Annotated in this window: 22 protein-coding genes; 2 read left to right on the top strand and 20 right to left on the bottom strand. The window is 72.2% G+C overall.

Translation table 11 applies throughout. From position 1 onward, the window contains the following. Positions 1 to 9: 9 nt before the first annotated feature. The 13 genes from nuoK to NYE39_RS13395 all read right to left on the bottom strand — a co-directional run bounded on the left by nuoK (position 10) and on the right by NYE39_RS13395 (position 12,908). On the bottom strand, positions 10 to 309 hold the full coding sequence (gene nuoK / locus NYE39_RS13455) for an NADH-quinone oxidoreductase subunit NuoK (RefSeq protein ID WP_072623687.1): 300 nt from the start codon (positions 307 to 309) through the stop codon (positions 10 to 12). Then, positions 306 to 1,073, bottom strand: coding sequence for an NADH-quinone oxidoreductase subunit J (locus NYE39_RS13450; RefSeq protein ID WP_192911445.1), 768 nt, complete (start codon positions 1,071 to 1,073; stop codon positions 306 to 308). Before NYE39_RS13450 ends, nuoK begins: the two co-directional genes overlap by 4 nt. Continuing rightward, a complete protein-coding gene (gene nuoI, locus NYE39_RS13445; protein ID WP_072623685.1) occupies positions 1,070 to 1,669 on the bottom strand; it encodes an NADH-quinone oxidoreductase subunit NuoI in 600 nt (199 codons plus the stop codon). The genes NYE39_RS13450 and nuoI overlap by 4 nt, the downstream gene beginning before the upstream one ends. Continuing rightward, positions 1,662 to 3,044 (bottom strand): NADH-quinone oxidoreductase subunit NuoH, encoded by a 1,383-nt coding sequence (nuoH, locus tag NYE39_RS13440; RefSeq protein ID WP_341012966.1) that lies wholly within the window; start codon positions 3,042 to 3,044, stop codon positions 1,662 to 1,664. The genes nuoI and nuoH overlap by 8 nt, the downstream gene beginning before the upstream one ends. Next, positions 3,041 to 5,425 carry an NADH-quinone oxidoreductase subunit G gene (locus NYE39_RS13435; protein ID WP_341012965.1) on the bottom strand — a complete coding sequence of 795 codons (2,385 nt, stop codon included), beginning with the start codon at positions 5,423 to 5,425 and terminating at the stop codon, positions 3,041 to 3,043. Before NYE39_RS13435 ends, nuoH begins: the two co-directional genes overlap by 4 nt. After that, positions 5,422 to 6,741, bottom strand: coding sequence for an NADH-quinone oxidoreductase subunit NuoF (gene nuoF / locus NYE39_RS13430; protein ID WP_341012964.1), 1,320 nt, complete (start codon positions 6,739 to 6,741; stop codon positions 5,422 to 5,424). Before nuoF ends, NYE39_RS13435 begins: the two co-directional genes overlap by 4 nt. Next, the gene (nuoE, locus tag NYE39_RS13425) at positions 6,738 to 7,595 is read right to left on the bottom strand and encodes an NADH-quinone oxidoreductase subunit NuoE (RefSeq protein ID WP_341012963.1); all 858 of its coding nucleotides are present in this window, start codon (positions 7,593 to 7,595) and stop codon (positions 6,738 to 6,740) included. Before nuoE ends, nuoF begins: the two co-directional genes overlap by 4 nt. Further along, positions 7,595 to 8,947 (bottom strand): NADH-quinone oxidoreductase subunit D, encoded by a 1,353-nt coding sequence (locus NYE39_RS13420; protein ID WP_341012962.1) that lies wholly within the window; start codon positions 8,945 to 8,947, stop codon positions 7,595 to 7,597. Before NYE39_RS13420 ends, nuoE begins: the two co-directional genes overlap by 1 nt. Beyond that, positions 8,947 to 9,762, bottom strand: a complete 816-nt coding sequence (locus NYE39_RS13415; RefSeq protein WP_341012961.1) for an NADH-quinone oxidoreductase subunit C — start codon at positions 9,760 to 9,762, stop codon at positions 8,947 to 8,949. Before NYE39_RS13415 ends, NYE39_RS13420 begins: the two co-directional genes overlap by 1 nt. Then, a complete protein-coding gene (locus NYE39_RS13410; RefSeq protein ID WP_072623679.1) occupies positions 9,759 to 10,346 on the bottom strand; it encodes a NuoB/complex I 20 kDa subunit family protein in 588 nt (195 codons plus the stop codon). Before NYE39_RS13410 ends, NYE39_RS13415 begins: the two co-directional genes overlap by 4 nt. 19 nt (positions 10,347 to 10,365) lie before the next feature. Further along, a complete protein-coding gene (locus NYE39_RS13405; protein WP_185221504.1) occupies positions 10,366 to 10,728 on the bottom strand; it encodes an NADH-quinone oxidoreductase subunit A in 363 nt (120 codons plus the stop codon). Between the two features lie 81 nt (positions 10,729 to 10,809). Continuing rightward, the gene (locus NYE39_RS13400) at positions 10,810 to 12,120 is read right to left on the bottom strand and encodes a geranylgeranyl reductase family protein (RefSeq protein ID WP_341012960.1); all 1,311 of its coding nucleotides are present in this window, start codon (positions 12,118 to 12,120) and stop codon (positions 10,810 to 10,812) included. A 95-nt stretch (positions 12,121 to 12,215) separates the two neighbouring features. Next, positions 12,216 to 12,908, bottom strand: coding sequence for a demethylmenaquinone methyltransferase (locus NYE39_RS13395; protein ID WP_072623676.1), 693 nt, complete (start codon positions 12,906 to 12,908; stop codon positions 12,216 to 12,218). A 41-nt stretch (positions 12,909 to 12,949) separates the two neighbouring features. On the opposite strand from NYE39_RS13395, the gene NYE39_RS13390 reads away from it, so the two are divergent. Beyond that, a complete protein-coding gene (locus NYE39_RS13390) occupies positions 12,950 to 14,251 on the top strand; it encodes an isochorismate synthase (protein ID WP_072626084.1) in 1,302 nt (433 codons plus the stop codon). Here NYE39_RS13390 and menD read toward each other — a convergent pair. The 7 genes from menD to NYE39_RS13355 form a co-directional block, all read right to left on the bottom strand. Beyond that, complete coding sequence (gene menD / locus NYE39_RS13385) at positions 14,248 to 15,969, bottom strand: 2-succinyl-5-enolpyruvyl-6-hydroxy-3-cyclohexene-1-carboxylic-acid synthase (RefSeq protein ID WP_341012959.1); 1,722 nt, start codon at positions 15,967 to 15,969, stop codon at positions 14,248 to 14,250. The genes NYE39_RS13390 and menD overlap by 4 nt on opposite strands. Before the next feature lie 48 nt (positions 15,970 to 16,017). After that, positions 16,018 to 17,472 carry a hypothetical protein gene (locus tag NYE39_RS13380; protein ID WP_341012958.1) on the bottom strand — a complete coding sequence of 485 codons (1,455 nt, stop codon included), beginning with the start codon at positions 17,470 to 17,472 and terminating at the stop codon, positions 16,018 to 16,020. Continuing rightward, the gene (locus NYE39_RS13375) at positions 17,465 to 17,782 is read right to left on the bottom strand and encodes a hypothetical protein (RefSeq protein ID WP_341012957.1); all 318 of its coding nucleotides are present in this window, start codon (positions 17,780 to 17,782) and stop codon (positions 17,465 to 17,467) included. The genes NYE39_RS13380 and NYE39_RS13375 overlap by 8 nt, the downstream gene beginning before the upstream one ends. 89 nt (positions 17,783 to 17,871) lie before the next feature. Further along, complete coding sequence (locus NYE39_RS13370) at positions 17,872 to 18,861, bottom strand: o-succinylbenzoate synthase (RefSeq protein ID WP_341012956.1); 990 nt, start codon at positions 18,859 to 18,861, stop codon at positions 17,872 to 17,874. Next, on the bottom strand, positions 18,858 to 19,265 hold the full coding sequence (locus NYE39_RS13365) for a VOC family protein (protein ID WP_341012955.1): 408 nt from the start codon (positions 19,263 to 19,265) through the stop codon (positions 18,858 to 18,860). The genes NYE39_RS13370 and NYE39_RS13365 overlap by 4 nt, the downstream gene beginning before the upstream one ends. 9 nt (positions 19,266 to 19,274) lie before the next feature. Continuing rightward, the gene (locus NYE39_RS13360; protein ID WP_185221500.1) at positions 19,275 to 20,267 is read right to left on the bottom strand and encodes a GTP pyrophosphokinase; all 993 of its coding nucleotides are present in this window, start codon (positions 20,265 to 20,267) and stop codon (positions 19,275 to 19,277) included. A 37-nt stretch (positions 20,268 to 20,304) separates the two neighbouring features. After that, positions 20,305 to 21,138, bottom strand: coding sequence for an oxidoreductase (locus NYE39_RS13355; protein WP_192911432.1), 834 nt, complete (start codon positions 21,136 to 21,138; stop codon positions 20,305 to 20,307). Positions 21,139 to 21,231: 93 nt separating this feature from the next. Here NYE39_RS13355 and NYE39_RS13350 point away from each other — a divergent pair, with 93 nt between their 5' ends. Beyond that, complete coding sequence (locus NYE39_RS13350; RefSeq protein WP_341012954.1) at positions 21,232 to 22,653, top strand: GntP family permease; 1,422 nt, start codon at positions 21,232 to 21,234, stop codon at positions 22,651 to 22,653. Positions 22,654 to 22,656 lie beyond the last annotated feature (3 nt).

Genomic DNA, 22,656 nt, shown 5'->3' with positions numbered 1-22,656 from the left:
GAGGGCCCCTTACAGCTTCAGCAGGTTGGCGTCGTCGACGGAGGCCGACCGGCGGGCACGGAAGACGGCCATGATGATGGCCAGTCCGACGACGACCTCGGCGGCGGCCACGACCATGACGAACATGGCGATGACCTGGCCCTCCACGGAGCCGTGCATCCGGGCGAAGGTGACGAAGGCGAGCGATGCGGCGTTGAGCATGAGCTCGACGCCCATGAAGACGATGATCGCGTTGCGGCGCAGCAGGACCGTCGCGCTGCCGATCACGAAGAGGATCGTCGCGAGGTAGATGTAGTTCATCGGGCTCACGGCTGCTCACCTCCCTCGGTCGTGGTCTCGGAGTCCTCGAGCTGGCGGTAGCGCGTCGGAGTGGTCACCTGGTCACGGGCGACGAGGACGCGGTTGAGCGAGAGCTCGGAGATGCTGCCGTCGGGCAGCAGCGCCGGAGTGTCGACGGCGTTGTGGCGGGCGTAGACACCCGGCACCGGGAGACCGGCGAGGTGCTTGCCCTCGCGGAAGCGCCGCTCCATCCACTCGCGCTGGGTCGGCTTGGCGATGATCCGCTCGCGGTGGGCGAAGACCATGGCGCCGATCGCGGCGACGGTGAGCAGACCGGCCGCCACCTCGAAGAGCCAGACGTACTTGCCGAAGACGAGGTAGGCGATGGCCTCGACGTTGCCGGGGTCGGCGTTGACCTCGGCAAGCGTCGGGTCACCCTCGTAGACGACCCGACCGATGGCCGAGAAGAGCACGGCGAGCGCCACGACCGAGACGAGCAGCGTGAGGAGGCGCTGGCCGCGCAGGGTCTCCACGAGCGAGGAGGAGTGGTCGACGCCGACGAGCATGACGACGAAGAGGAAGAGCATCATCACCGCGCCGGTGTACACGAAGATGTGCACGACGCCGAGGAAGTGCGCCTCCTGCAGCAGGTAGAACACGCCGAGGACGATCATCGTCGTCACCATGCCGATGGCGGCGTGCACGGCCTTGCGGGCGAAGAGCAGGGCGAGGGCTCCGGGGACGGCGATGCAGCTGAGCACCCAGAAGACGACTGCCTCACCGGTGCCGGTCATCGGGTCTCCTCCGTGCTCGCGTGCTGCTCGACCCACTCACGCTGCTCGGGCGTCGCCGTGGCGACCTTGCCCAGGTAGTAGTCGCGCTCCTCCATGCCCTCGACCATCGGGTGGGGCGCGGGCAGCATGCCCTCCTGGAGGGGGGCGAGCAGCTGCTCCTTGGTGAAGATCAGGTCGGCGCGGTTGTTGTCGGCGAGCTCGTACTCGTTGGTCATCGTCAGGGCGCGCGTCGGGCAGGCCTCGATGCACAGCCCGCAGAAGATACAGCGCAGGTAGTTGATCTGGTAGATGTGCCCGTAGCGCTCGCCGGGGCTGAAGCGCAGTCCCCGCTCGTCGTCGTTGCCACGGCCCTCGACGAGGATCGCGTCGGCAGGGCAGGCCCACGCACACAGCTCGCAGCCGACACACTTCTCCAGCCCGTCGGGGTGACGGTTGAGCTGGTGGCGGCCGTGGAAGCGCGGCTGGGTGGGCCACTTGACCTCGGGGTACTCCTGGGTGGCGACCTTGCGAAACATCGTCGCGAAGGTCACGCCGAACCCGGCCACGGGGGCGAAGAGCTCGGAGAAGAACCCTCCCTGGGCGTCGTCGTCAGCCACGGTGCTCCTCCTCGGAGGTGGGGGTGGACGCAGGCTTGGTGTCGATCGCGGTGCCGCCGCGCGGCGCCTCGACGAGTCGCTGGCCGGGCAGCGGGGGCACGGGGTAGCCCTCGGCCCACGGGTCGATCTCGTCGGGGACCTCGGCGGCGGCCTCGGCCTCCTTGGCCCGCTGCTCGACCTTGGTCTCCCAGATCCACGTCGAGCCCAGGACGAGGACCGCGAGGACCCCGACGATGATCAGCGACGAGACGGGGAACTCGCGGCCGAAGAGGCCCACGGTGCCGTCACCGAAGAAGCCGGCGTCGGCGCCGCGAATGAAGGCCACGGCGATGACCCAGGCGACGGTCACCGGGATGAGGAACTTCCAGCCGAAGCGCATGAACTGGTCGTAGCGGGTGCGGGGCAGGGTGCCGCGCAGCCAGACGAAGAAGAACATGAACATCCACAGCTTGAGCGAGAACCACAGCAGACCCCACCAGCCGGTGTTGAGCATGCCATCGCCGATCGCGGCGATGCCGGGAGGCGCCTGCCAGCCGCCGAGGAAGAGCGTCGTCGCCAGGGCCGAGACGGTGAACATGTTGATGTACTCGCCGAGGAAGAACATCGCGAAGCGCATACCCGAGTACTCGGTGAAGTAGCCACCGACGATCTCACCCTCGCCCTCGGCGAGGTCGAAGGGCAGGCGGTTGGTCTCGCCGACCATCGTGATGACGTAGATGACGAAGGAGACGCACGCCGGGACGATGTACCAGAGGTCGCTCTGGGCGGCGACGATCTCGCTCGTGCTCATCGAGCCCGCGTACATGAAGACGGCGACGAGGGCCAGGCCCATGGCGATCTCGTAGGAGATCAGCTGGGCGGTGGCTCGCAGGCCGCCGAGGAGCGGGTAGGTCGAGCCGGCCGACCAGCCGCCGAGGACGATGCCGTAGGCGGCGACGCCCGCGACCGCGAGGACGAGCAGGGCGGCGACCGGCAGGTCGGTCAGCTGCAGCGGGGTGTGGTGACCGAACATCCACACCATGCCGCCGAGCGGCATGACCGAGAAGGCGACGAAGGCCATCGACGCGAAGATCACCGGCGCGATGGTGAAGATCAGGGCGTCGGCCCCCTTGGGGCGCACGTCCTCCTTGAACATCGACTTCATGCCGTCGGCGAGGGTCTGCAGCAGGCCGAAGGGGCCGTTGCGGTTGGGGCCGGGGCGCTGCTGCATCCGGCCGATGACGCGCCGCTCGAACCAGATGACGAGCAGCACCGACAGGAGCAGGTAGACGAAGAGGAAGAGCGCCTTGACGAGCGAGAGCCACAGCGGGGTGTCGCTGAAGTCCGCCGGCACGGGCTTGTCCGCCGCCGCGGCGAGCAGGGTCAGGCCGGTCATGCCGCACCTCCCTTGGTCACGGAGACGATCGCTCCGGCTCGACCGGAGAGGCTGCGCAGGTCGCAGCTCTCGGAGTTGGTCGGGAGCCAGATGACGTGGTCGACCATGTCGTGCACGAGGACGGGCACGGTGACCCGCACATCGTCGGAGCTGACGGTCACGAGGTCTCCCTCGACCACGCCCAGGCCCTCGGCCGTCGCCGGCGACACCAGGGCGCGCGGAGCGCGGGCGGTGCCGGCGAGGAAGGGTTCGCCGTCCTGCAGCGACCCCTTGTCGAGCATGAGGTGCCACGTGGCCAGGACCAGCTCACCGGGCCCGGGCTGCGGCACCGGCGAACGGCGCACGCGGGGCGGGTAGCCGGTGGCGCGCGGCGCCGCCGAGCCCTCCATGGAGCGTCGGGCCTCGGCCGTGGTGCGGGTGCCGAGGAACTCGCCCATCTCGTCGGCGAGCATGTGCAGCACCCGGTGGTCGGGCAGGGCCGTGGTCGACAGGGACGCCTCGAAGGGCCGCACCCGCCCCTCCCAGTTGATGAAGGCGCCCTCCCGCTCGGCGTGCGGCGCCACGGGGAGGACGACGTCGGCGTGCTCGGTGACGCTGCTCGGGCGGATCTCCAGCGACACGACGAAGGCGCGCTCCAGGGCGCGCGAGGTCAGCTCCTCGGGCAGGCCGGTGTCGCGGACGTCCACGCCACCGACGACGAGGCCGCCGATGGTGCCCTCCGCGGCGGCGTGGATGATGCCGGCGGTGTCCTTGCCCCCTTCGCCCGGAAGGCAGCCGGCCTCGATCGCGCCGCGCTCGCCCGCCCGGCGCGGGATCCACGCGAGCCGGGCGCCGGTCGTCCCGGCGAGCTCGGCGGCCGCGGCGAGGGCCCCGGGGACGGTCGCCAGGCGCTCGCCGACGAGGATGCTCGGCCGCTCGCCACGCAGCGCGGCGTGGGCTGCGGTGAGGGCGTCACCGTCGGAGCCGGGACCCACCTCGCCGGTGAGCGCGGTGAGCACCTCGGTCTCGGTGCCGGGCGCGGAGGGGATGAGCCTCCCGCCGAGCTTGTCGAGGCCGCGGGTGGCCAGCGGCGCGACGGAGTAGACGGTGGTCCCGGCCTTGCGGTGGGCCTTGCGCAGGCGGAGAAAGAGGATCGGGCTCTCCTCCTCGGGCTCGAGCCCGACGAGCAGGACCGACGAGGCCCGCTCGAGGTCGGTGAAGGTCACCCCGCCCGTGTCGGGGGTGGTGCCGACGACGTGCCGGAGCAGGAAGTCACGCTCCTCGTCGGAGTGCGGCCGGGAGCGGTGGTCGATGCTCTCGGTCCGCAGGACCGAGCGGGCGAGGGCGGCGTAGGCATGGGCGTCCTCGGCCGTGCCCCGGCCGCCGACGAGCACGCCGTGCCCCTGCGCGGCCCGCAGGCCGTCGGACGCGGCGGCCAGGGCCTCCCGCCAGGAGACGACCTGCAGCTCGCCCTCGGCGTCGCGCACCATCGGCAGCTCGAAGCGGTCACCCAGGCTCGCGTAGGCGAAGGCCCAGCGGCCCTTGTCGCAGTTCCACTCCTCGTTGACCTGCGGGTCGTTGCCGGCCAGGCGACGCAGCACCGCGCCGCGACGGTGGTCGGTGCGAAGGGAGCAGCCGTCGGCGCAGTGCTCGCAGACGTCGGGTGTGGAGACGAGGTCGAAGGGCCGCGCCCGGAAGCGGTAGGCGGCGCCGGTGAGCGCGCCGACCGGGCAGATCTGGACCGTGTTGCCCGAGAAGTAGGACTCGAAGGGCTGCTCCTCGTAGATGCCGACCTGCTGCAGCGCCCCGCGCTCGACGAGCGCGATGAAGGGGTCGCCGGCGACCTGGTCCGAAAAGCGGGTGCACCGCGCGCACAGCACGCACCGCTCGCGGTCGAGGAGGACCTGCGAGGAGATGTTGATCGGCTTGGGGTAGGTGCGCTTGACGTCCTCGAAGCGCGAGGTGGCCCGGCCGTTGCTCATCGCCTGGTTCTGCAGCGGGCACTCGCCGCCCTTGTCGCAGACCGGGCAGTCGAGCGGGTGGTTGATGAGGAGCAGCTCCATGACGCCCTGCTGCGCCTTGTCGGCGACCGGCGAGGTGTGCTGGGTGCGCACCTGCATGCCCTCGCTCACGGTCATCGTGCAGCTGGCCTGCGGCTTGGGCATCGGCTTGACGTTGCCCTCGCGGTCGGGGGTCGCCACCTCGACGAGGCACTGGCGGCAGGCGCCGACGGGCTCGAGGAGCGGGTGGTCGCAGAAGCGCGGGATCTCGATCCCGGCCTCCTCGGCCGCCCGGATGACGAGGGTGTCCTTGGGCACGGCGACCGCGATGCCGTCGATGCTGAGGTGGGTCAGCTCGGGGGCCTCGGGTGCCTGCTTGTCGGTGGCGTCTGTGACGGTCATGCGGTCACCTGTGCGGTCTCGTGGTGGAAGAGCGTCGAGGCGGCCGGCGGGAAGAGCTCGCTCGCCGGGGTGTGGCACCCGGCCTCGAACTCCTCCCGGAAGTACTTGACCGCCGAGGTGATCGGGCTGGTCGCACCGTCACCGAGGGCGCAGAAGGAGCGGCCGAGGATGTTGTCGCAGATGTCGACGAGCTTGTCGATGTCCTCGGGGGTGCCGTGACCGTGCTCGATCCGCTCCAGGATCTGGGCGAGCCACCACGTGCCCTCACGGCAGGGGGTGCACTTGCCGCACGACTCGTGCTTGTAGAAGTCGGTCCAGCGGCTCACGCAGCGCACGACCGAGACGGTGTCGTCGAAGATCTGCAGCGCCCGGGTGCCGAGCATCGAGCCGTGGGCGGCCACAGACTCGAAGTCGAGCGGCACGTCGAGGTGCTCGCTCGTGAAGATCGGCGTGGACGAGCCACCCGGCGTCCAGAACTTCAGCGGGTGGTTGGGGTCGCGCATGCCGCCGGCCATGTCGATGAGCTCGCGCAGGGTGATGCCGAGCGGCGCCTCGTACTGGCCGGGCCGCTTGACGTGGCCGGAGAGGGAGAAGATGCCGAAGCCCTGGGACTTCTCGGTGCCCATGTCGGCGAACCACTCGGCGCCCTTGCGCATGATGATCGGCACCGAGGCGATCGACTCGACGTTGTTGACCACGGTCGGGCGGGCGTAGAGGCCGGCGACCGCCGGGAAGGGGGGCTTGAGCCTCGGCTGGCCGCGGCGCCCCTCGAGGGAGTCGAGCAGGGCCGTCTCCTCGCCGCAGATGTAGGCACCGGCACCGGCGTGCACGGTGACGTCGAGGTCGAAGCCGGTCCCGAGGACGTCCTTGCCGAGGTAGCCGGCCGCGTAGGCCTCCTCGACCGCGCGCATGAGGCGGCGGTAGACGTGGACGACCTCGCCGCGCAGGTAGATGAAGGCGTGGTTGCAGCCGATGGCAAAGGAGGTGATCGCCACCCCCTCGACGAGGAAGTGCGGCGCCGCCATGAGCAGCGGGATGTCCTTGCACGTGCCGGGCTCGGACTCGTCGGCGTTGACGACGAGGTAGCGCGGGCCGCCGTCCGGCGGGGGCAGGAAGCCCCACTTCATGCCGGTCGGGAAGCCGGCGCCGCCGCGGCCGCGCAGGCCGGAGTCCTTGGCCGCCTGGACGAGGTCGGCCGGGTCGCTCTCGAGCGCCTGCCGCAGGGCGGCGTAGCCGTCGTGCTCCTCGTAGGTCGCGAGGGTCCAGGACTGCGGGTGGTCCCAGAACTTCGTGAGGATCGGGGTCAGCGTCGTCACTTGTCGGCCTCCGTACCATCGCTCGTCGGCCGCTCGTCCGGCGCATTGGCCGGGGTGTCGACGGATGTCTGCTCGCCGGCGGCCATGCCCTCGGTCGTCGTGCCGGTCGCCACCGTCGCGGTCTGGGCGTCGCCCCCTTCGCCCGGTGCGGTCCAGCCCTCGCGTCGGGCCACCTCGAGGCCACGAAGGGAGGCCGCCCCGGCTCCCACGCCCTCGTCGGCGAGCCCGTCGGGGAAGCCGGCGAGCACCCGGGAGACCTGCGTGAAGGTGCACACGCGGCTGGGGCCGCGGGTCGGTGCGACCGGGACGCCGGAGCGCAGGTCGTCGACGAGACGCACGGTCGACTCCGGGGTCTGGTTGTCGAAGAACTCCCAGTTGGTCATGACCACCGGGGCGTAGTCGCAGGCGGCATTGCACTCGATGCGCTCGAGGGTGATCTTGCCGTCCTCGGTCGTCTCGTCGTGGCCGATGCCCAGGTGCTCACTGACGGTCTCCCAGATCTGGTCGCCGCCCATGACCGCGCACAGCGTGTTGGTGCAGACCCCGACGGTGTAGTCGCCGTTGGGGTGGCGCTTGTACTGGGTGTAGAAGGTCGCCACACCGGAGACCTCGGCGGTCGTCAGGCCCAGCGTCTGGGCGCAGAAATCGATGCCGCGTCCGGTGACGTAGCCGTCGACGCTCTGCACGAGGTGCAGGAGCGGCAGCAGCGCCGAGCGCGGTTGGGGGTAGCGCGCCACGACCTGCTCGGCCTCGGCGGACAGCCGCTCGAGCACCTCCGCGGGGTAGGGCTCCTTGCTCTCCGAGGGCACGTGCAGGTGCCCGGACGCCGTCTGCTCTCCGTAGTGGTTGACCATCAGCGGTCCACCCCTCCCATCACCGGGTCGATCGAGGCGACCGCGACGATGACGTCGGCGAGGTTGCCCCCTTCGCACATGGCCGCGACGGCCTGCAGGTTGTTGAAGCTCGGGTCCCGGAAGTGCGCCCGGTAGGGGCGGGTGCCACCGTCGGAGACGACGTGGCAGCCCAGCTCTCCCTTGGGCGACTCGACGGCGACGTAGGCCTGCCCCGGCGGGACGCGGAAGCCCTCGGTGACGAGCTTGAAGTGGTGGATGAGGGCCTCCATCGAGGTGCCCATGATCTCGCGGATGTGGTCGAGGCTGTTGCCCATGCCGTCACCGCCCACCGCCAGCTGCGAGGGCCAGGCGACGCGCTTGTCGGCGACCATGACCGGCCCGGGGTTGCGCTGCAGCTCGTCGGTGACCTGCTCGACGATCTTCAGGCTCTCACGCATCTCGGCCAGGCGGATGGCCAGCCGGTCGTAGGCGTCGGCGCCGGTGCGGGTGATGACCTCGAAGTCGTACTTGTCGTAGCCGCAGTAGGGCGTGAGCTTGCGCAGGTCGTGCGGCAGCCCGGTCGAGCGCAGCACCGGTCCGGTGATGCCCAGGGCGGTGCACCCGGTGAGCGAGAGCTCGCCGACGCGCTTGGTCCGGCCCTTGAGGATGGGGTTCTCCAAGAGCAGCTTCTCCAGCTCGCCGATGCCCTTGCGCACCTGCGGGACCATCTCGCGGATCTTGTCGATGGCGCCGTGCGGCAGGTCCTGGGCGACGCCACCGGGGCGGATGTAGGCGTTGTTCATGCGCAGGCCGGTGATGTTCTCGATCACGGACAGGATCCGCTCGCGCTCGCGGAAGCTGATCGTCATGATCGTCGTCGCGCCCATCTCCATGCCGCCCGTGCCGAGGCAGATGAGGTGGCTGGAGATGCGGGTCAGCTCCATCATGAGCACCCGGATCGCGCTGGCCCGCTCGGGGATGTCGTCGGTGATCCCCAGGACCTTCTCGACGGCGAGGCAGTAGGCGGCCTCTTGGAACATCGGCGTCAGGTAGTCCATGCGCGTGCAGAAGGTCACCCCCTGCGTCCACGTGCGGAACTCCATGTTCTTCTCGATGCCCGTGTGGAGGTAGCCGATGCCGGCCCGGGCCTCGGTCACCGTCTCGCCGTCGAGCTCGAGGATGAGGCGGAGCACCCCGTGCGTCGACGGGTGCTGCGGGCCCATGTTGAGGACGATGCGCTCCTCGGGGTTCATCCCGAGCTCGCCCATCTCCTGGTCCCAGTCGCCGCCCTGGACGTTGACGATCCGGCCCTCGGCGAGGTCGTCGGCTACCGGCGTCGCGTGGACCCGGCCGCCCTGCGTGTGCGTAGCCATCAGGTGTACGACCTCCGCTCATCGGGCGGCGGGACGGTGCCGCCCTTGTACTCCACCGGGATGCCGCCCAGCGGGTAGTCCTTGCGCTGCGGGTGCCCGGCCCAGTCGTCGGGCATGAGGATCCGGGTGAGCGACGGGTGCCCGTCGAAGACCACGCCGAACATGTCCCACGTCTCGCGCTCGTGCCAGTCGGCGGCGGGGTAGGTCTCGACGATGCTCGGGATGTGCGGGTCGGCGTCGGGGGCGGTGACCTCGACGCGCAGTCGGCGACCCCCGTGGGTGATCGACAGCAGGTGGTAGGCGACGTGCAGCTCGCGGCCGCTCTCCTGCGGGAAGTGCACACCGGAGACCGACATGCACATCTCGAAGCGCAGGTCGGGGCGGTCGCGCAGGGCTCGCATGACGACCGGCAGGTCCTCACGGGCGACGTGCAGGGTCAGCTCGCCACGGTGGACGACGACCCGCTCGAGCAGGTCGCCCCCGGTCGCATCGGCGAGGGTGTCGACGACCTCGTCGAACCAGCCGCCGTAGGGGCGCTCGCTCGCGCCGGGGAAGGCGACGGTCGTCTTGAGCCCGCCGTAGCCGGAGGTGTCCTGGCCCTGGCGGGCACCGAACATGCCGCGTCGCTCGTCGCGCACCACGGGGGCGTGCGCGGGGTCGACCTCACCGGCACCCTCCCCTTCGACATTGCTGTACTCGACCGGCTGGTTGCCGCCGGTGAGCGCCTGGGTCGAGGGGAAGCCCTTGTTGGCGGTGCCGCTCAGGCCGACGCCGTCCGGGTGGACGCCCTCGGCGGGCTTGTCGATCTCGCTCATGCCAGGAGGTTCCTTCCGAGCAGGCCCTCGTGGTCGTGCGTCGGGGGCTGCAGCTCCGTCGGGGTGGCGCCCAGGGCCGCCTGCTCGGCGGCGCGGGCGGCGGCGACCCGGTTGACCCCGAGCGGGGTGCTCTGGATCTGCTGGTGCAGCTCGATGATGGCGTTGAGCAGCATCTCGGGGCGGGGCGGGCAGCCGGGCAGGTAGATGTCGACCGGGATGATGTGGTCGACGCCCTGGACGATCGCGTAGTTGTTGAACATGCCGCCGGAGCTGGCGCACACACCCATCGAGATGACCCACTTGGGGTTGGCCATCTGGTCGTAGACCTGACGCACGACCGGGGCCATCTTGTTGCTCACCCGACCGGCGACGATCATCAGGTCGGCCTGACGCGGCGTCGCCGCGAAGCGCTCCATGCCGAAGCGCGCCAGGTCGTAGTGCGGCGTGCCGACGGCCATCATCTCGATGGCGCAGCAGGCCAGGCCGAAGGTGGCCGGCCAGATCGACGCCTTGCGCATGTAGCCGGCGAGCTTTTCGACCGTCGTCAGGGCGATGCCCGACGGCAGCTTCTCCTCGATCCCCATTGATCCGTCTCCGTCCTCGTCAGTCCCACTCGAACCCGCCGCGGCGCCATACGTAGGCATCCGCGATGAAGAACGCGTTGAACAGGAAAAGCACCACGGCAGCGAGGGTGAAGGCCCCGAGCTCGTCGAAGGCGACGGCGAAGGGGTAGAGGAAGAGCGCCTCGATGTCGAAGATGATGAACAGCATCGCGGTCAGGTAGTACTTGACCGGGAAGCGGCCGCCCTCGGCGGCCTGCGGCGTCGGCTGGATGCCGCACTCGTAGGCCTGGGCCTTGGCGGCGTTGTAGCGCGCCGGGCCGACGACCAGGCTCGTCCCGACGGACACCAGCGCGAAGCCGAGCCCGAGGGCGAAGAGGATGAGCAGCGGGATGTACGGGTTCATCACTGCCCCTGCCTTTCTGACGTCATGTGATGCAGGCCATGTCCAATCCTAGGGGTGACCTGCGCCACGCCAGCAGCCGACCTACGCATTGGGGGCCACCCGGGTCATGAGCTGGACGAGACGGTCGTCGAGACCGCCCCCCTTCTCCTCCGGAAGGTTGGCCATGAGCTTGAGCATGAACTTCATCAGGGTCTGGCGCGGCAGCCCGTACTTCGTCGCCAGACGCATGATCTCCGGCTTGCCGATGAGCTTGGCGAACTGCGCGCCCAGGGTGAAGTAGCCGCCGTGCATGGCCTTCATCCGGTCGACGTAGGAGAGCAGGACGCGCTCGCGGTCGGCGGCCGTCGGGCGGGCCAGGGCCTGCACGATCGTCTCGGCGGCCGCGTGCCCGGCCTCGAGCGCGTAGTCGATGCCCTCGCCGTTGAAGGGGTTGACCATGCCGCCGGAGTCACCGACGAGCATGAGCCCGTCGGCGTAGAGCGGCTGCCGGTTGAAGGCCATCGGCAGGGCCGCCGCGGTGATCTCACCGCTGATCGTGCCCTCGTTGATGCCCCACTCGGCCGGCATCGTCTCGACCCAACGGCGCATGACGTCCTTGTAGTCGGTGCGCCCGAAGGCCTCGGAGGTGTTGAGCACGCCGAGGCCGATGTTGGAGCGTCCGTCACCCAGGCCGAAGAGCCAGCCGTAGCCCGGCATGAGGATGCGCCCCCCTTCGGGCGTCGTCGACCACAGCTCGAGGTGGCTCTCGAGGTACTCGTCGTCGTGGCGGGGGGTCTCGTAGTAGGCCCGCACGGCCACGGCCATCGGCCGGTCCTCGCGCTTCTCGCGGCCCATCTTCACCGACAGGCGGGAGGAGACACCGTCGGCGGCGACGACCACCGGGGCCCGGTAGGTCTCGGTCTCGCCCGTGGCGCGACCGCGCTCGTCGACGACCTTGGCGACCACGCCGACGATGCGGCCGCTCTCGTCACGGACCGGCTCGGAGACGTTGCGGCCCTCGAGCAGCTCGGCGCCGGAGGAGGCGGCGTGCCGGGCGAGGACCTCGTCGAGGTCCTGCCGCGCCCGGACCATGCCGTAGCCCGGGAAGGAGGTCACGTCGGGCCAGTCCAGCTGCAGACGCATGCCGCCGCCGATGATCCGCAGGCCCTTGTTGTGCGCCCAGCCGTCGGTCTCCGACAGCGGGATGCCGAGGTTGATCAGCTGGCGGACCGCGCGGGGGGTCAGCCCGTCACCGCAGATCTTGTCGCGCGGGAAGCGCGACTTCTCCAGCAGGACGACGTCCTTGCCGGCCTTCGCCAGCCAGGCCGCGGTGGCGCTGCCCCCCGGGCCGGCTCCGACGACGATGACGTCGACACTGCGGTCTCCGTCGGCCGCAGGCAGTTCACTGGTCACGAAACTTCCTCAGCTGCTTGTGAAGCATTTCACGATCGCGGGTGACACTACCCGGCAGGAACTTCACGGGTCACACAGGTAGACCTAACCCGACGTCAGCTCTTGGTGGCTCGGTGCAGCGCGACGATGCCCCCGGTGAGGTTGCGCCACTCGACCCCGCCCCAGCCGGCGCCGGAGATCATCTGCGCCAGCGGCTCCTGCGCCGGCCAAGTCTGGATCGACTCGGCGAGGTAGACGTAGGACTCGGGGTTGGAGCTCAGCCGCCGCGCCACGGGCGGGAAGGCGGCCATGAGGTACTCGGAGTAGATCGTGCGGAAGGCCCGGTTGACCGGCTGGCTGAATTCGCAGATGAGCAGGCGCCCGCCCGGCGTGGCGACCCGGAGGAACTCGCGCAGGGCCACCTCCGGCTCGACGACGTTGCGGAAGCCGAAGGACATCGTCACCACGTCGAAGGACGCGTCGGCGAAGGGCAGCCGGGTCGCGTCGGCCGCGGTGAACTCCAGCTCGGGGCTCTGCTTGCGGCCCTGGCGCAACATGCCGAGGGAGAAGTCGGCCGAGGCGACCTGCGCGCCGGCCTCGCGCAGCGGGATCGACGAGGAGCCGGGGCCGGCCGCGATGTCGAGGATCCGCTCCCCCGGTTGCGGGTCGATGGACTGCACGACCGCCCGACGCCACAGCCGCGTCTGACCCAGCGACATCACGTCGTTCATCAGGTCGTACTTCGCGGCGGTCTCGTCGAACATCGCGGCGACGTCCTTGGGGTCCTTCTGCAGGGTGGCGCGGCTCATGTCCTCATCCTCGCACCCGCCGCCGTAGGCTGATGCCCGACATGTCTTCCCCTTCGCCTGCCGACGCCCCCACCCCGCGCGGCGTCCCCCACCCCGCTCTCGTCGTCCGCACCATCGCCCTCCCCACGGCACGCGTCGCGGACCTGCTCTCGCTCCTCCCCGAGCCCGAGGACGCCGGCGACGTCGTCTCGTGGGTGCGCAAGGGCGAGGGCTTCGTCGGCTGGGGCCGGGTGGCCACCTTCACCGCGAGCGGGCCGGAGCGCTTCGAGCAGGCCCAGGAGTGGTGGCGCCAGGTGACGGCGGAGGCGATCGTCCGCGACGACGTCGACGAGCCGGGCACCGGTCCGATCGCCTTCGGCTCGATGGCCTACTCGCGTCGGTCGGGCACCGAGTCGGTCCTCGTCGTCCCCGAGGTCGTCGTCGGCCGCCGCGGCGACCTGGCCTGGGTCACGACGATCACGACCGACGCGACCGTCCCAGCCGCCGACGAGCCGCTCGACCGGCAGCCCGCGCCGCAGGGACCGGGTGCGGTCGAGTTCGCCGACCTCGACCTCGCCGCCGACCGCTGGGCCGAGGCCGTCGACGAGGCAGTCTCCCGGATCAACGCCGGCGACCTCGACAAGGTCGTGCTCGCCCGGTCCGTGCGCGCCACCGCCACCCGGCGCATCGACCCGCGTTGGGTGCTCGCCCGGCTCGCCTACGACTACGACACGACGTGGGTCTTCGCCGTCGACGGTCTCGTCGGCGCCACCCCCGAGATGCTCGTGCGCCTCGAGCGGGGCCTCGTGACCTCGCGGGTGCTCGCTGGCACGATCCGGCGCACCGGCGACGACAGCCACGACCTGGCCCTCGCCGGGTCCCTCGCCCGCAGCAGCAAGGACCTCGAGGAGCACGAGTACGCCGTGCGTTCGGTCGCCGACGCCCTCGCCGCGCACACCTCGTCGATCAACGTGCCGGACTCCCCCTTCGTCCTGCACCTCAACAACGTCATGCACCTGGCGACCGATGTCGCGGGCGTCGTCGACGACGACTCCACGTCGCTCGCGCTGGCCGCGTCGCTGCACCCCAGCGCCGCCGTGTGCGGCACGCCCACCCTCCTCGCCGACGACGTCATCGGCGAGCTCGAGCAGATGGACCGGGGCCGCTACGCCGGCCCCGTGGGCTGGATGGACGCCTCCGGTGACGGCGAGTGGGGCATCGCCCTGCGCTGCGGCGCCTACGAGAGCGCCCGGTCGCTGCGGCTCTACGCCGGCTGCGGCATCGTCGCCGGCTCGGTCGCCGCCGACGAGGTCGCCGAGTCGGTGGCCAAACTGCTGCCGATGCGCACCGCCCTGGGCGGTTAGTCCCGCCCGCCCAGCGCCGCCACGACCGTCTCGCGGGCCAGCCGCCCCGCCTCGCGGCGCGCGGCCCCGTCGACCGGCACCCGCACGACCCGGATCCCCTCGCTCGGGCGCGCGACGAGCGCGGAGAGCTGCTCCGCCGACGTCGCCGTCGTCGCCGGCACCCCGTGGGCGGCGCAGAGCACCTCGATGTCGGTGCCCGTCGGCGTCGTGAAGAGCCGGCGCATCGGTCCGGCGAGCTCGTCGGCGCCGTACTCGAGCGTCGTGAAGATGCTCCCCCCGTCGTCGTCGACGACGACGATCGTCAGGTCCGGGCGTGGTTCGTCGGGGCCGACGAGCAGGCCGTTGGCGTCGTGGAGGAAGGTCAGGTCACCGAGCACGGCCACCGTCGGGCCGCTGCGGGAGAGCGCCAGACCGACCGCGGTCGAGACGCAGCCGTCGATGCCGGCGAGCCCGCGGCTGGTCACCACCTCGACCGCGTCGCGCACGCGCGCGACCCCGTGGCCGAGGTCGCGGGCGACGCTGCTGCTGCCGAGGAAGAGTGCCGCACCGTCGGGCACCGCCTCGTGCACGGCACGGGCCACGGCGGGCCCGTCGAGGTGGTCGCCGGTGGGCGCGAGCGCGGCGGCGACGGCCTCTCCGGCGGCCAGCCACTCGCGGGCGAAGGGGGTCGGCTCCTGGCCCTCGCCGTCGGTCCGCAGCGCCGCGAAGGGATGGACGGCCGCAGCAGCGTGGGTGGCGTCGGCCCACCCGTCGGCGCCGGGCTCGCCGCTCGTGACGACCTCGACCCGCAGACCGGGGGTGCGGGTCAGCGCGGGGACGGCCCGGCCGAGGGTGGGGCGGCCGACGACGACGACGCGCGAAGGGAGGTGCTCGCCCACCCAGTCGGTCGCGGCGAGCAGCCGGTCACCGTGTGGGAGCACCAGCCGGCCCGTGCCGGGGCCCGGCTCGGCGATGACGGGGGCTGCGTGGTGGTCGGCCCACGCCAGGGCCGCTGCCCGGTGCTCGACGGTCGGGAGCTCACCGACCACGACGAGGGTGCGGGCGTCGTGCACGAGCGGGGCCCCGGGTCCGTCGAGGACCGCCGGGGGCGCGGCCAGCGTGACCCACGGCGCGTCGTCCGGGCGGCCCGCGAGCGCCGGGTGCGGGTCGACGGCGAGAGCACCGGGCGCGAGCGGGTCGCGGTAGGGCAGGTCGAGGTGGACCGGCCCGGCCGTGCCCGCACCGCCGAGCGCCCCGGTGGCGGCGGCGACGGCCCGGGCGGCTGCCGTGCGCCACGCCGGCGCCTGCCGGTCGGGGTCCGCGGGCGTCTCGAGCTCGAGAGCGAGGCGCACCGTGTCACCGAAGACCCCTGGCTGGACGGTCGCCTGGTTGGCCCCGACACCGCGCAGCTCGGGCGGGCGGTCGGCCGTGAGCAGCAGCAGCGGGACGGCACCGTGGTGCGCCTCGAGGACGGCCGGGTGGAGGTTGGCGACCGCGGTTCCGCTCGTCGTGACGACGGCTGCGGGGCGGCGCGAGGTCTTGGCCAGGCCGAGCGCGAGGAAGGCCGCGCTGCGCTCGTCGACCCGCACGTGCAGCCGCAGCCGCCCGGCCGCGTCGAGGTCATGGGCGGCGTAGGCCAGCGGCGCCGAGCGGGACCCCGGGCACAGGACGAGCTCGCGCACCCCGAGGCGGACGAGCTCGTCGAGGAGCACGCGGGCACCGGCGGTCGAGGGGTTCACGCGCCCGATCCTGCCACTGGAGCCCGCAGGGCCCGACGACGACGGCGCTCATCGGCGCACGACGTCGTAGTCGGTGGTGACCGTCGTGGCCAGTGGCGACCCGACGAAGGGGGCCGCCCCGTCACGCCAGGCCTGCACCGACGGGTCGTCGCTCGCGTCGACCTGGCGGGCCGTGTCGACGTATGCCGCGTTGTCGTGCGCCTGCGACGACCGAGCGTCGGCCCTGAGGTCGTCGGCGAGCGACCTCTCGACGGTGACCCAGTCGCGGCGGTCGGGGTTGTCATCGCCCTCGAGACCGGGCACGAGGTCCTCGTCGTGCTCGAGGCTGAGCACGCTGACCCCCTCGGGCACGGCGAGCGCCGCGACGGGCGCCCCCGAGGTGACGACGTGGGTGACCCGGTGGCGGGAGCGGAAGGTCGGGTCGGCGGCGAGCGCCGCCGCCGTGAGCCCGCCCTGGCTGTGCCCGGTGAGCATCACCCGGCTCGCGCTGCTCGTGTCGCCCGCGCGGCGCCGGGCGTCGTCGAGGGCACGGGCGACCGCCTGCATGATGAGCGGGTGCCGGCCGGCGACGAGCAGCGCATTGCTCGTCATGTCCCAGGGGTTGTCGCCCGCCCGGGGGTCGAAGGTCTGCGTGCCCGGGACGTCGACGACCCAGCTCCAGCTGCCGTCGGGCCCCTGGATACCGGTGACCCGCACGCGTCGGCCACCCGAGGTCGGGCCGTGGTTGGAGACCAGGTCGGCGACACCGGTGGGCGGCCGGCCCGCGGCCGACGGCCGTGCGCTCACGGTGACCGACCGGCCCGACTCGTCGAGGGCGATGCCGCGGGAGGCGGCGAGCACGACACCCAGCGCGTCGCGCTGGTCGCGCGGCGGGTAGGGCACCCCCGCGGCACCGCTGCGCCACGCGAGCAGCACGCCGAGCGCGGGCAGACCCTCGCCGAGACCGATGAGCAGTCCGTCGAGACCGTCGGCGGCCGCCGGGACGAGCCACGGGTGGTCGAAGAGGATCTCGTCGACCTCCTGCCCCAGCCCGAGGCCGATCGCGACGGCCGCGTCGCGCCCGGCGGGGGTCGACAGCACGACGGCCGCCACGGGCGCGACGGCAACCGCGGCCCCGAGGACGGTCGGCGCGACGGACCGGCCGACCCAGCGACCCACCTCGGTCGCGACGCCGTCGGCGAGGGCCTCGACGGCCTGCTCGCCCTCGCGGTAGGCCCGGACCGCGGCCCGTGTCGCCACACCCGTGGCGGCGACGTCGACCGCCAGACCCGCGGCTCCGGTGGGCCCGACGCAGGTCAGGACGGCGCGCTGCACGGCGAGGTACTCCAGCGGCGCCGTGAGCGCCGCGAGCTGCAGTCTCGGGTCGAGTCCGACGAGGCCCACGGCGACGGCGACCTCACCGACCTCCGTCGCGACCCGACCCAGCCCGTCGGCCGCGGCCTCGAGCTCGTCGAGCGCCACCGACAGTCCTCCGACGCCACCGCTGACCCGGATCTCAGCCACGACCGATCGCCCCGACCGGCCAGTCACCGACGGTGATGTCGACGTCGCCGAGCAGGTCGATCCGCCGTCGCGCGGCCGCCTCGAGATCGCGGACCAGACCGGCTGCCTCACGCAGGCGGCGAGCGAGCGCCTGCAGGTCGCTCGCGTGCTCGCCGACCCGGTCGCGGTGCAGCGTGGCCGCCTCGCCGCGCCAGGTCGTCGACGTGGCAACGCGCGCCTGGGTGGCGCACACGTCGACACGCCCCGCCGCCCGCTCGAGACGGGCCGCGACGTCGGTGAGGTCGACGGGGGTGAGGGTCGAGATCTCCATGCCCGAAGCCAACCGGCTGACGGGGCGGGAGGGGCCCCCTTCGTCGTGGCTGTGGACCGTGGGACCCAGGCCACCGGGTGTGTGGACCGTCAGCCCCGCGCTGCGTGGGTGGCCCGGACCCGCTCGCGCCACCACGCCACCCGCTCCGGAGGCGCCGCGTGCGCCGCCAGCCGGTCGGGGTCGACGACGACGTCACGCACCCCCAGCGCACCGGCGACCGGCACCATGGGGTCGGCGGTGACGTCGGCCGTGAGCAGGGCGCCCGTGCCCAGTCCGCAGGCGTGCTCGAGCCGTGGGAGGGCCGCGGCGAGGGCGACGCCCGCGCGCAGCCCGATGCTGGAGTCGATGGCCGAGGAGACGACCGCGGGCAGCCCGCAGTCCTCGACGATGCGCAGGGCGGAGCGGACCCCGCCGAGCGGCGCGACCTTGACGACCACGACGTCGGCGGCGCCGAGCCGGGCGACCTCGAGGGGGTCCTCCGCCTTGCGGATCGACTCGTCGGCCGCGACCGGCACCGCCAGCCCGCGGCGGGCCAGCTCGACCCGCAGCCGGGCGAGGTCGCGGACGTCGGCGCACGGCTGCTCGACGTACTCCAGACCGAAGGGGGCGAGCGCCGCCACCGCGTCGACGGCCTCGGTGAGCGACCAGCCGCCGTTGGCGTCGACGCGCACCCGGGCGTCGGCGCCCATGACGTCGCGCACGGCCGCGACCCGGTCGAGGTCGTCGGCGAGCGGCTGCCCGCGCTCGGCGACCTTGACCTTGGCGGTCGTGCAGCCGTCGTAGCGGGCGAGCACCCCGGCCACCTGCTCAGCGGCCACCGCGGGGACCGTTGCGTTGACCGGCACCTCGGTCCGCAACGGGGTCGGCCACCCGTCCCACGCCGCCTCGATCGTGGCGTCGAGCCAGCGGGCGGCCTCGGGCGGGGCGTACTCGACGAAGGGGGCGAACTCCCCCCAGCCGGCCGGTCCCTCCACGAGGGCGACCTCGCGCTCGGCCACCCCACGAAACCGGGTGGCGAGCGGCAGGACGACGACGTGCAGCCCGTCGAGCAGCTCGTCGACGGTGACGGCCGTGGTCATCGGTCGCGGCTGGAGAGCACGCAGAACTCATTGCCCTCCGGGTCGGCGAGCACCGTCCACGTCACCTCGTCGTCGTCCTGACCGACGGCGGCGCGGGTGGCTCCCTTCGCCAGCAGTGCCTCGATCTCCGCGTCACGGTCCTGGCCGATGTGCGGGGCGAGGTCGATGTGCAGCCGGTTCTTGACGGTCTTGCCCTCGGGGACCGGGACGAAGCTGAGCATCGTGCGGCGGGCCAGCCAGCTAGCGGTCTCGTCGACGGGGTCGGGGCTCGCCTCCGGCGGGAGCACCTCGCACTCGTGCTCGTCCTCGTAGCCGATCCGCCACCCGAGGACGTCGGCCCACCACCGGGCCAGGGCCCGGTGGTCGCGGGCGTCGACGGTCAGCGAGTACAGGTGCAGGGCCATGCCCCGACGTTAGTCCGCGAGGCGAGCCAGCCGGGCGCGCAGGAGGGCGAGCCGGTGGGCATTGCCGTGGAGCGCGATGTAGCGCTCGCCGTAGACCGACAGCAGGGCGTCGTCGAGGCGGCGCACCGCACCGGGCGGGTAGCGGTAGCCCATGTGGTGGTCGATGGCGGGGACGTCGACCTCGCGCAGCACCTCGCGCAGCTCGGACAGCGAGCTGATGCCGAGCTCGAGGAGCAGGCCGCTGATCCACGCGTAGTGGTCGGTGCGCGACCAGCCGGCATCGGTGAACTGCCCGGCGAGGAAGGCCGCGAGGTCGGTCGGGCTGATCCGCGGGTCGTCGTCGTCGCCGTCGGCCGGCGAGGTCAGCTCGTCGCGGTGGCGGTCACGGATCGCGGAGAACTGCTGGTCGGCCAGCTCGAGCAGGCCGGCGGCGAGGGTGAAGCGACGGTCGAAGTCGGGTGCGTGCTCGGCCGAGACCGAGCCCTTGTAGCGCACGTCGTGCTCGAACTCGGCCCACGCGTGCTGGAGCACGGTGCGGATCTGCACCGACGCCGGCCGCGCGGGCGGGATGCCCGGCTCGTCCCGGTCCTCGCCCAGCCCCACGAGCAGGTGCCGGCTGGAGTAGCCGAAGCGTCCGGCCGCCGCCGTCTCCTGGCCCATGTCGCGGTCCTCGTGGACCTCGAGCTGCGAGGAGAGCAGTTGCGCGACCGCGTCGACGTCGGCGAGGACATAGGTGACGACCCGCACCCCGACCTGGTCGGTGATGTCGGTGAGCGGCTTGGGGTGGGCCATCCGACCACCCGGCAGGCGGCGGGCGGCCTTGCCGGCGAAGGACTCGACCGACTTCGTCCGACCGGTGACGGTCAGGTAGTTGATACCGGCGTCGTCGAGCAGCCGGGTGACGAGCGTGACGTAGGCGTCGGTGACGCCGCGCAGCTCGTCGAAGCTCGCGGCGTACCGCTGGACTGCCCGGCGCACCCGGGTCGACTGCGTGGTCGCCATGGGGGACAGCCTGCCTCAGTCGGGCCCGCGCGCGACGTCAGCGACGGTGCGTGCCGAACATGCGCCCCATCACCGCGTCCATCACCGGGCTGGGCACGACCTTGGTCGCCGCGACCATCGCCCGGGCGGAGGCGGGCACCTGGTAGCGGCTGCGCGGGCGGCGCGCCGTCGCCGCGTGGACGATCGCGTCGACGACGACGTCGACCTCGGCGGCATCGGCGCCGAACATCCGCTCGTGCGCCCGGGCCATCCGACGCGCCTGCGCGGCGTAGGCACCCGAGCCGGAGTACTCGGCGAGCGAGTCCGCCGCGATGTCGCCGAACTCGGTGCGGATCGCTCCCGGCTCGATGATCGCCACGCGCACGCCGTGCGGCGCCAGCTCCATCCGCATCGCGTCGCTGAGGGCCTCGACCGCGTACTTGCTCGCGTGGTACCAGCCGCCGAGCGGCTCGCTCACGTGGCCGGCGACGGATGCGATGTTGATGATCCGTCCGGCGCCGGCAGCGCGCATGTGCGGCAGCACGAGCTGGCTCATCCGCGACAGCCCGAGCACGTTGACCTCGAGCTGGCGCCGGGCCACCTCGACGGGGACGTCCTCGACCGCACCGAAGACCGAGTAGCCGGCGTTGTTGACGAGGACGTCGATGCGGCCGTGCTCGGCGACGACATCGTCGACGAGGGTCACCATCGAGTCGTCGTCGCTCACGTCGACGACGTGCGGGGTCACCCCCTTCGCGCGGAGGGACTCGAGGCGCTCGAGGCGCCGGGCGGCCCCGACGACGGCCCACCCCGCCTCGGCGAGGGCGACGGCGGCGGCCTCGCCGATGCCCGAGGAGGCACCGGTGACCAGGGCGACGTGGGATTCGGTCATGGCTCCATCAGACGCGAAGGGGGGTCGACGGCGCCACCTCGGGTCGCGGACCGGAGGTGTGACCGTGCTCACGGACGCGTAGGGTCGACTGCCGTGGACATCGCACTGACGCTCGTCGCGATCGCCCTGGCGATCGTGCTCATCCTCCGCTTCAAGGTCGACCCGGTGATCTCGTTGATCATCTCGTCGGTCTTCCTCGGCCTGTCGGCGGGGGTGGGGCCGGCTGACACCGTCGCGGCGATCACGACCGGCTTCGGCGAGATCATGGGCGAGGTCGGTCTGCTCATCGGCTTCGGCGTGCTCATCGGCTCGCTCCTGCAGGCGACGGGCACCTTCCGGGCGCTCGTGGAGATCATCGCTCGCCGGGTCGGCCGCAAGCTCCCCTATGCGATGACCGCCGCCCTGTCGGCGATCTTCCCCTCGATCTACGTCGATGTGCAGGTCGTCCTCGCCTCGCCGATGGCCCGGCAGGCGGCACCGGTCGTCGACCGTCGCAAGGGTCTGCCGTGGCTCGCCGGCGCCATCGGCATCGGCATCTTCGCCGGCTACGTCTTCGTCGTGCCGGGTCTGGCCGCGGTCGCCGTCGCCGGGCAGCTGAAGCTCCCGCTCGGCGAGTACCTGATCTTCGGTGCGCCGATCGGCATCGCCACCGCGCTGCTCACCACCTTCCTCTTCCGACTGCTGCTGCAGACCCGCTTCTGGGACGAGCGCACCGACGTCGACCCCGACGAGGAGGAGCACCCCGACAACCCGGGCCACGCCGCCTACCTCGCCCGCGGGGACCTCGGGCACGAGGGCACGGGCAGCTCCGCCGACGCCGACCTGGACGACCCGGACGCCGTGCCCGAGCAGGCGCTTCGTCTGCCGCTGCTGCTGCGCCTCACCCCGATCCTCGTGCCGCTCGTGCTCATCGCCTTCGGCGCCTTCATGGACCTCTTCGGGGCGAGCAATGCGGCCATCGCCTTCGTCGGCGATGCCAACATCGCGCTCTTCATCGGCCTGCTCATCGCCTTCGTCATCGGCCGCTCGACGCTCGGCTCCGAGGGCACCGAGCACGCCCTCTCGAGCGGCTTCCGCACGACCGGCGAGATCCTGCTCATCACCGGCATCGGCGGCTCGCTCGGCGCGGTCATCACCGAAACCGGCCTCGACAAGACGCTCGAGGGCCTCTTCGCCGCCGACGCCGGCGCACCCGTGCTCATCACCGTGCTGCTCGCGTGGTTCATCGCGGCCCTGCTGCACTTCGCCATCGGCTCGGTGTCGGTGGGGGCGATCACCGCCTCCGGCATCATCGGCCCGGTCGTCGCCTCGACCGGCGTCGCGCCGGTCGTCGTCGCGCTCGCCATCGCCTCGGGCGCGATGTTTGCCCTGCACGTCAACAGCAACTTCTTCTGGATGTTCAAGAGCCTGCTCGGCCTGTCGACCAAGGGCGCGCTCAAGACGCTCACCCTGGCGACCTCGCTCGGCGCCGTCGTCTCGCTGCCGATGGTCCTGCTCGTCAGCCTCGTCGCCTGACGG

Source organism: Janibacter sp. FSL W8-0316, from assembly GCF_038004165.1.
Taxonomy (GTDB): Bacteria; Actinomycetota; Actinomycetes; order Actinomycetales; family Dermatophilaceae; genus Janibacter; species Janibacter indicus.
The sequence above is the reverse complement of the archived record's forward strand: the minus strand, read 5'-3'. Positions and strand labels throughout refer to the sequence as shown.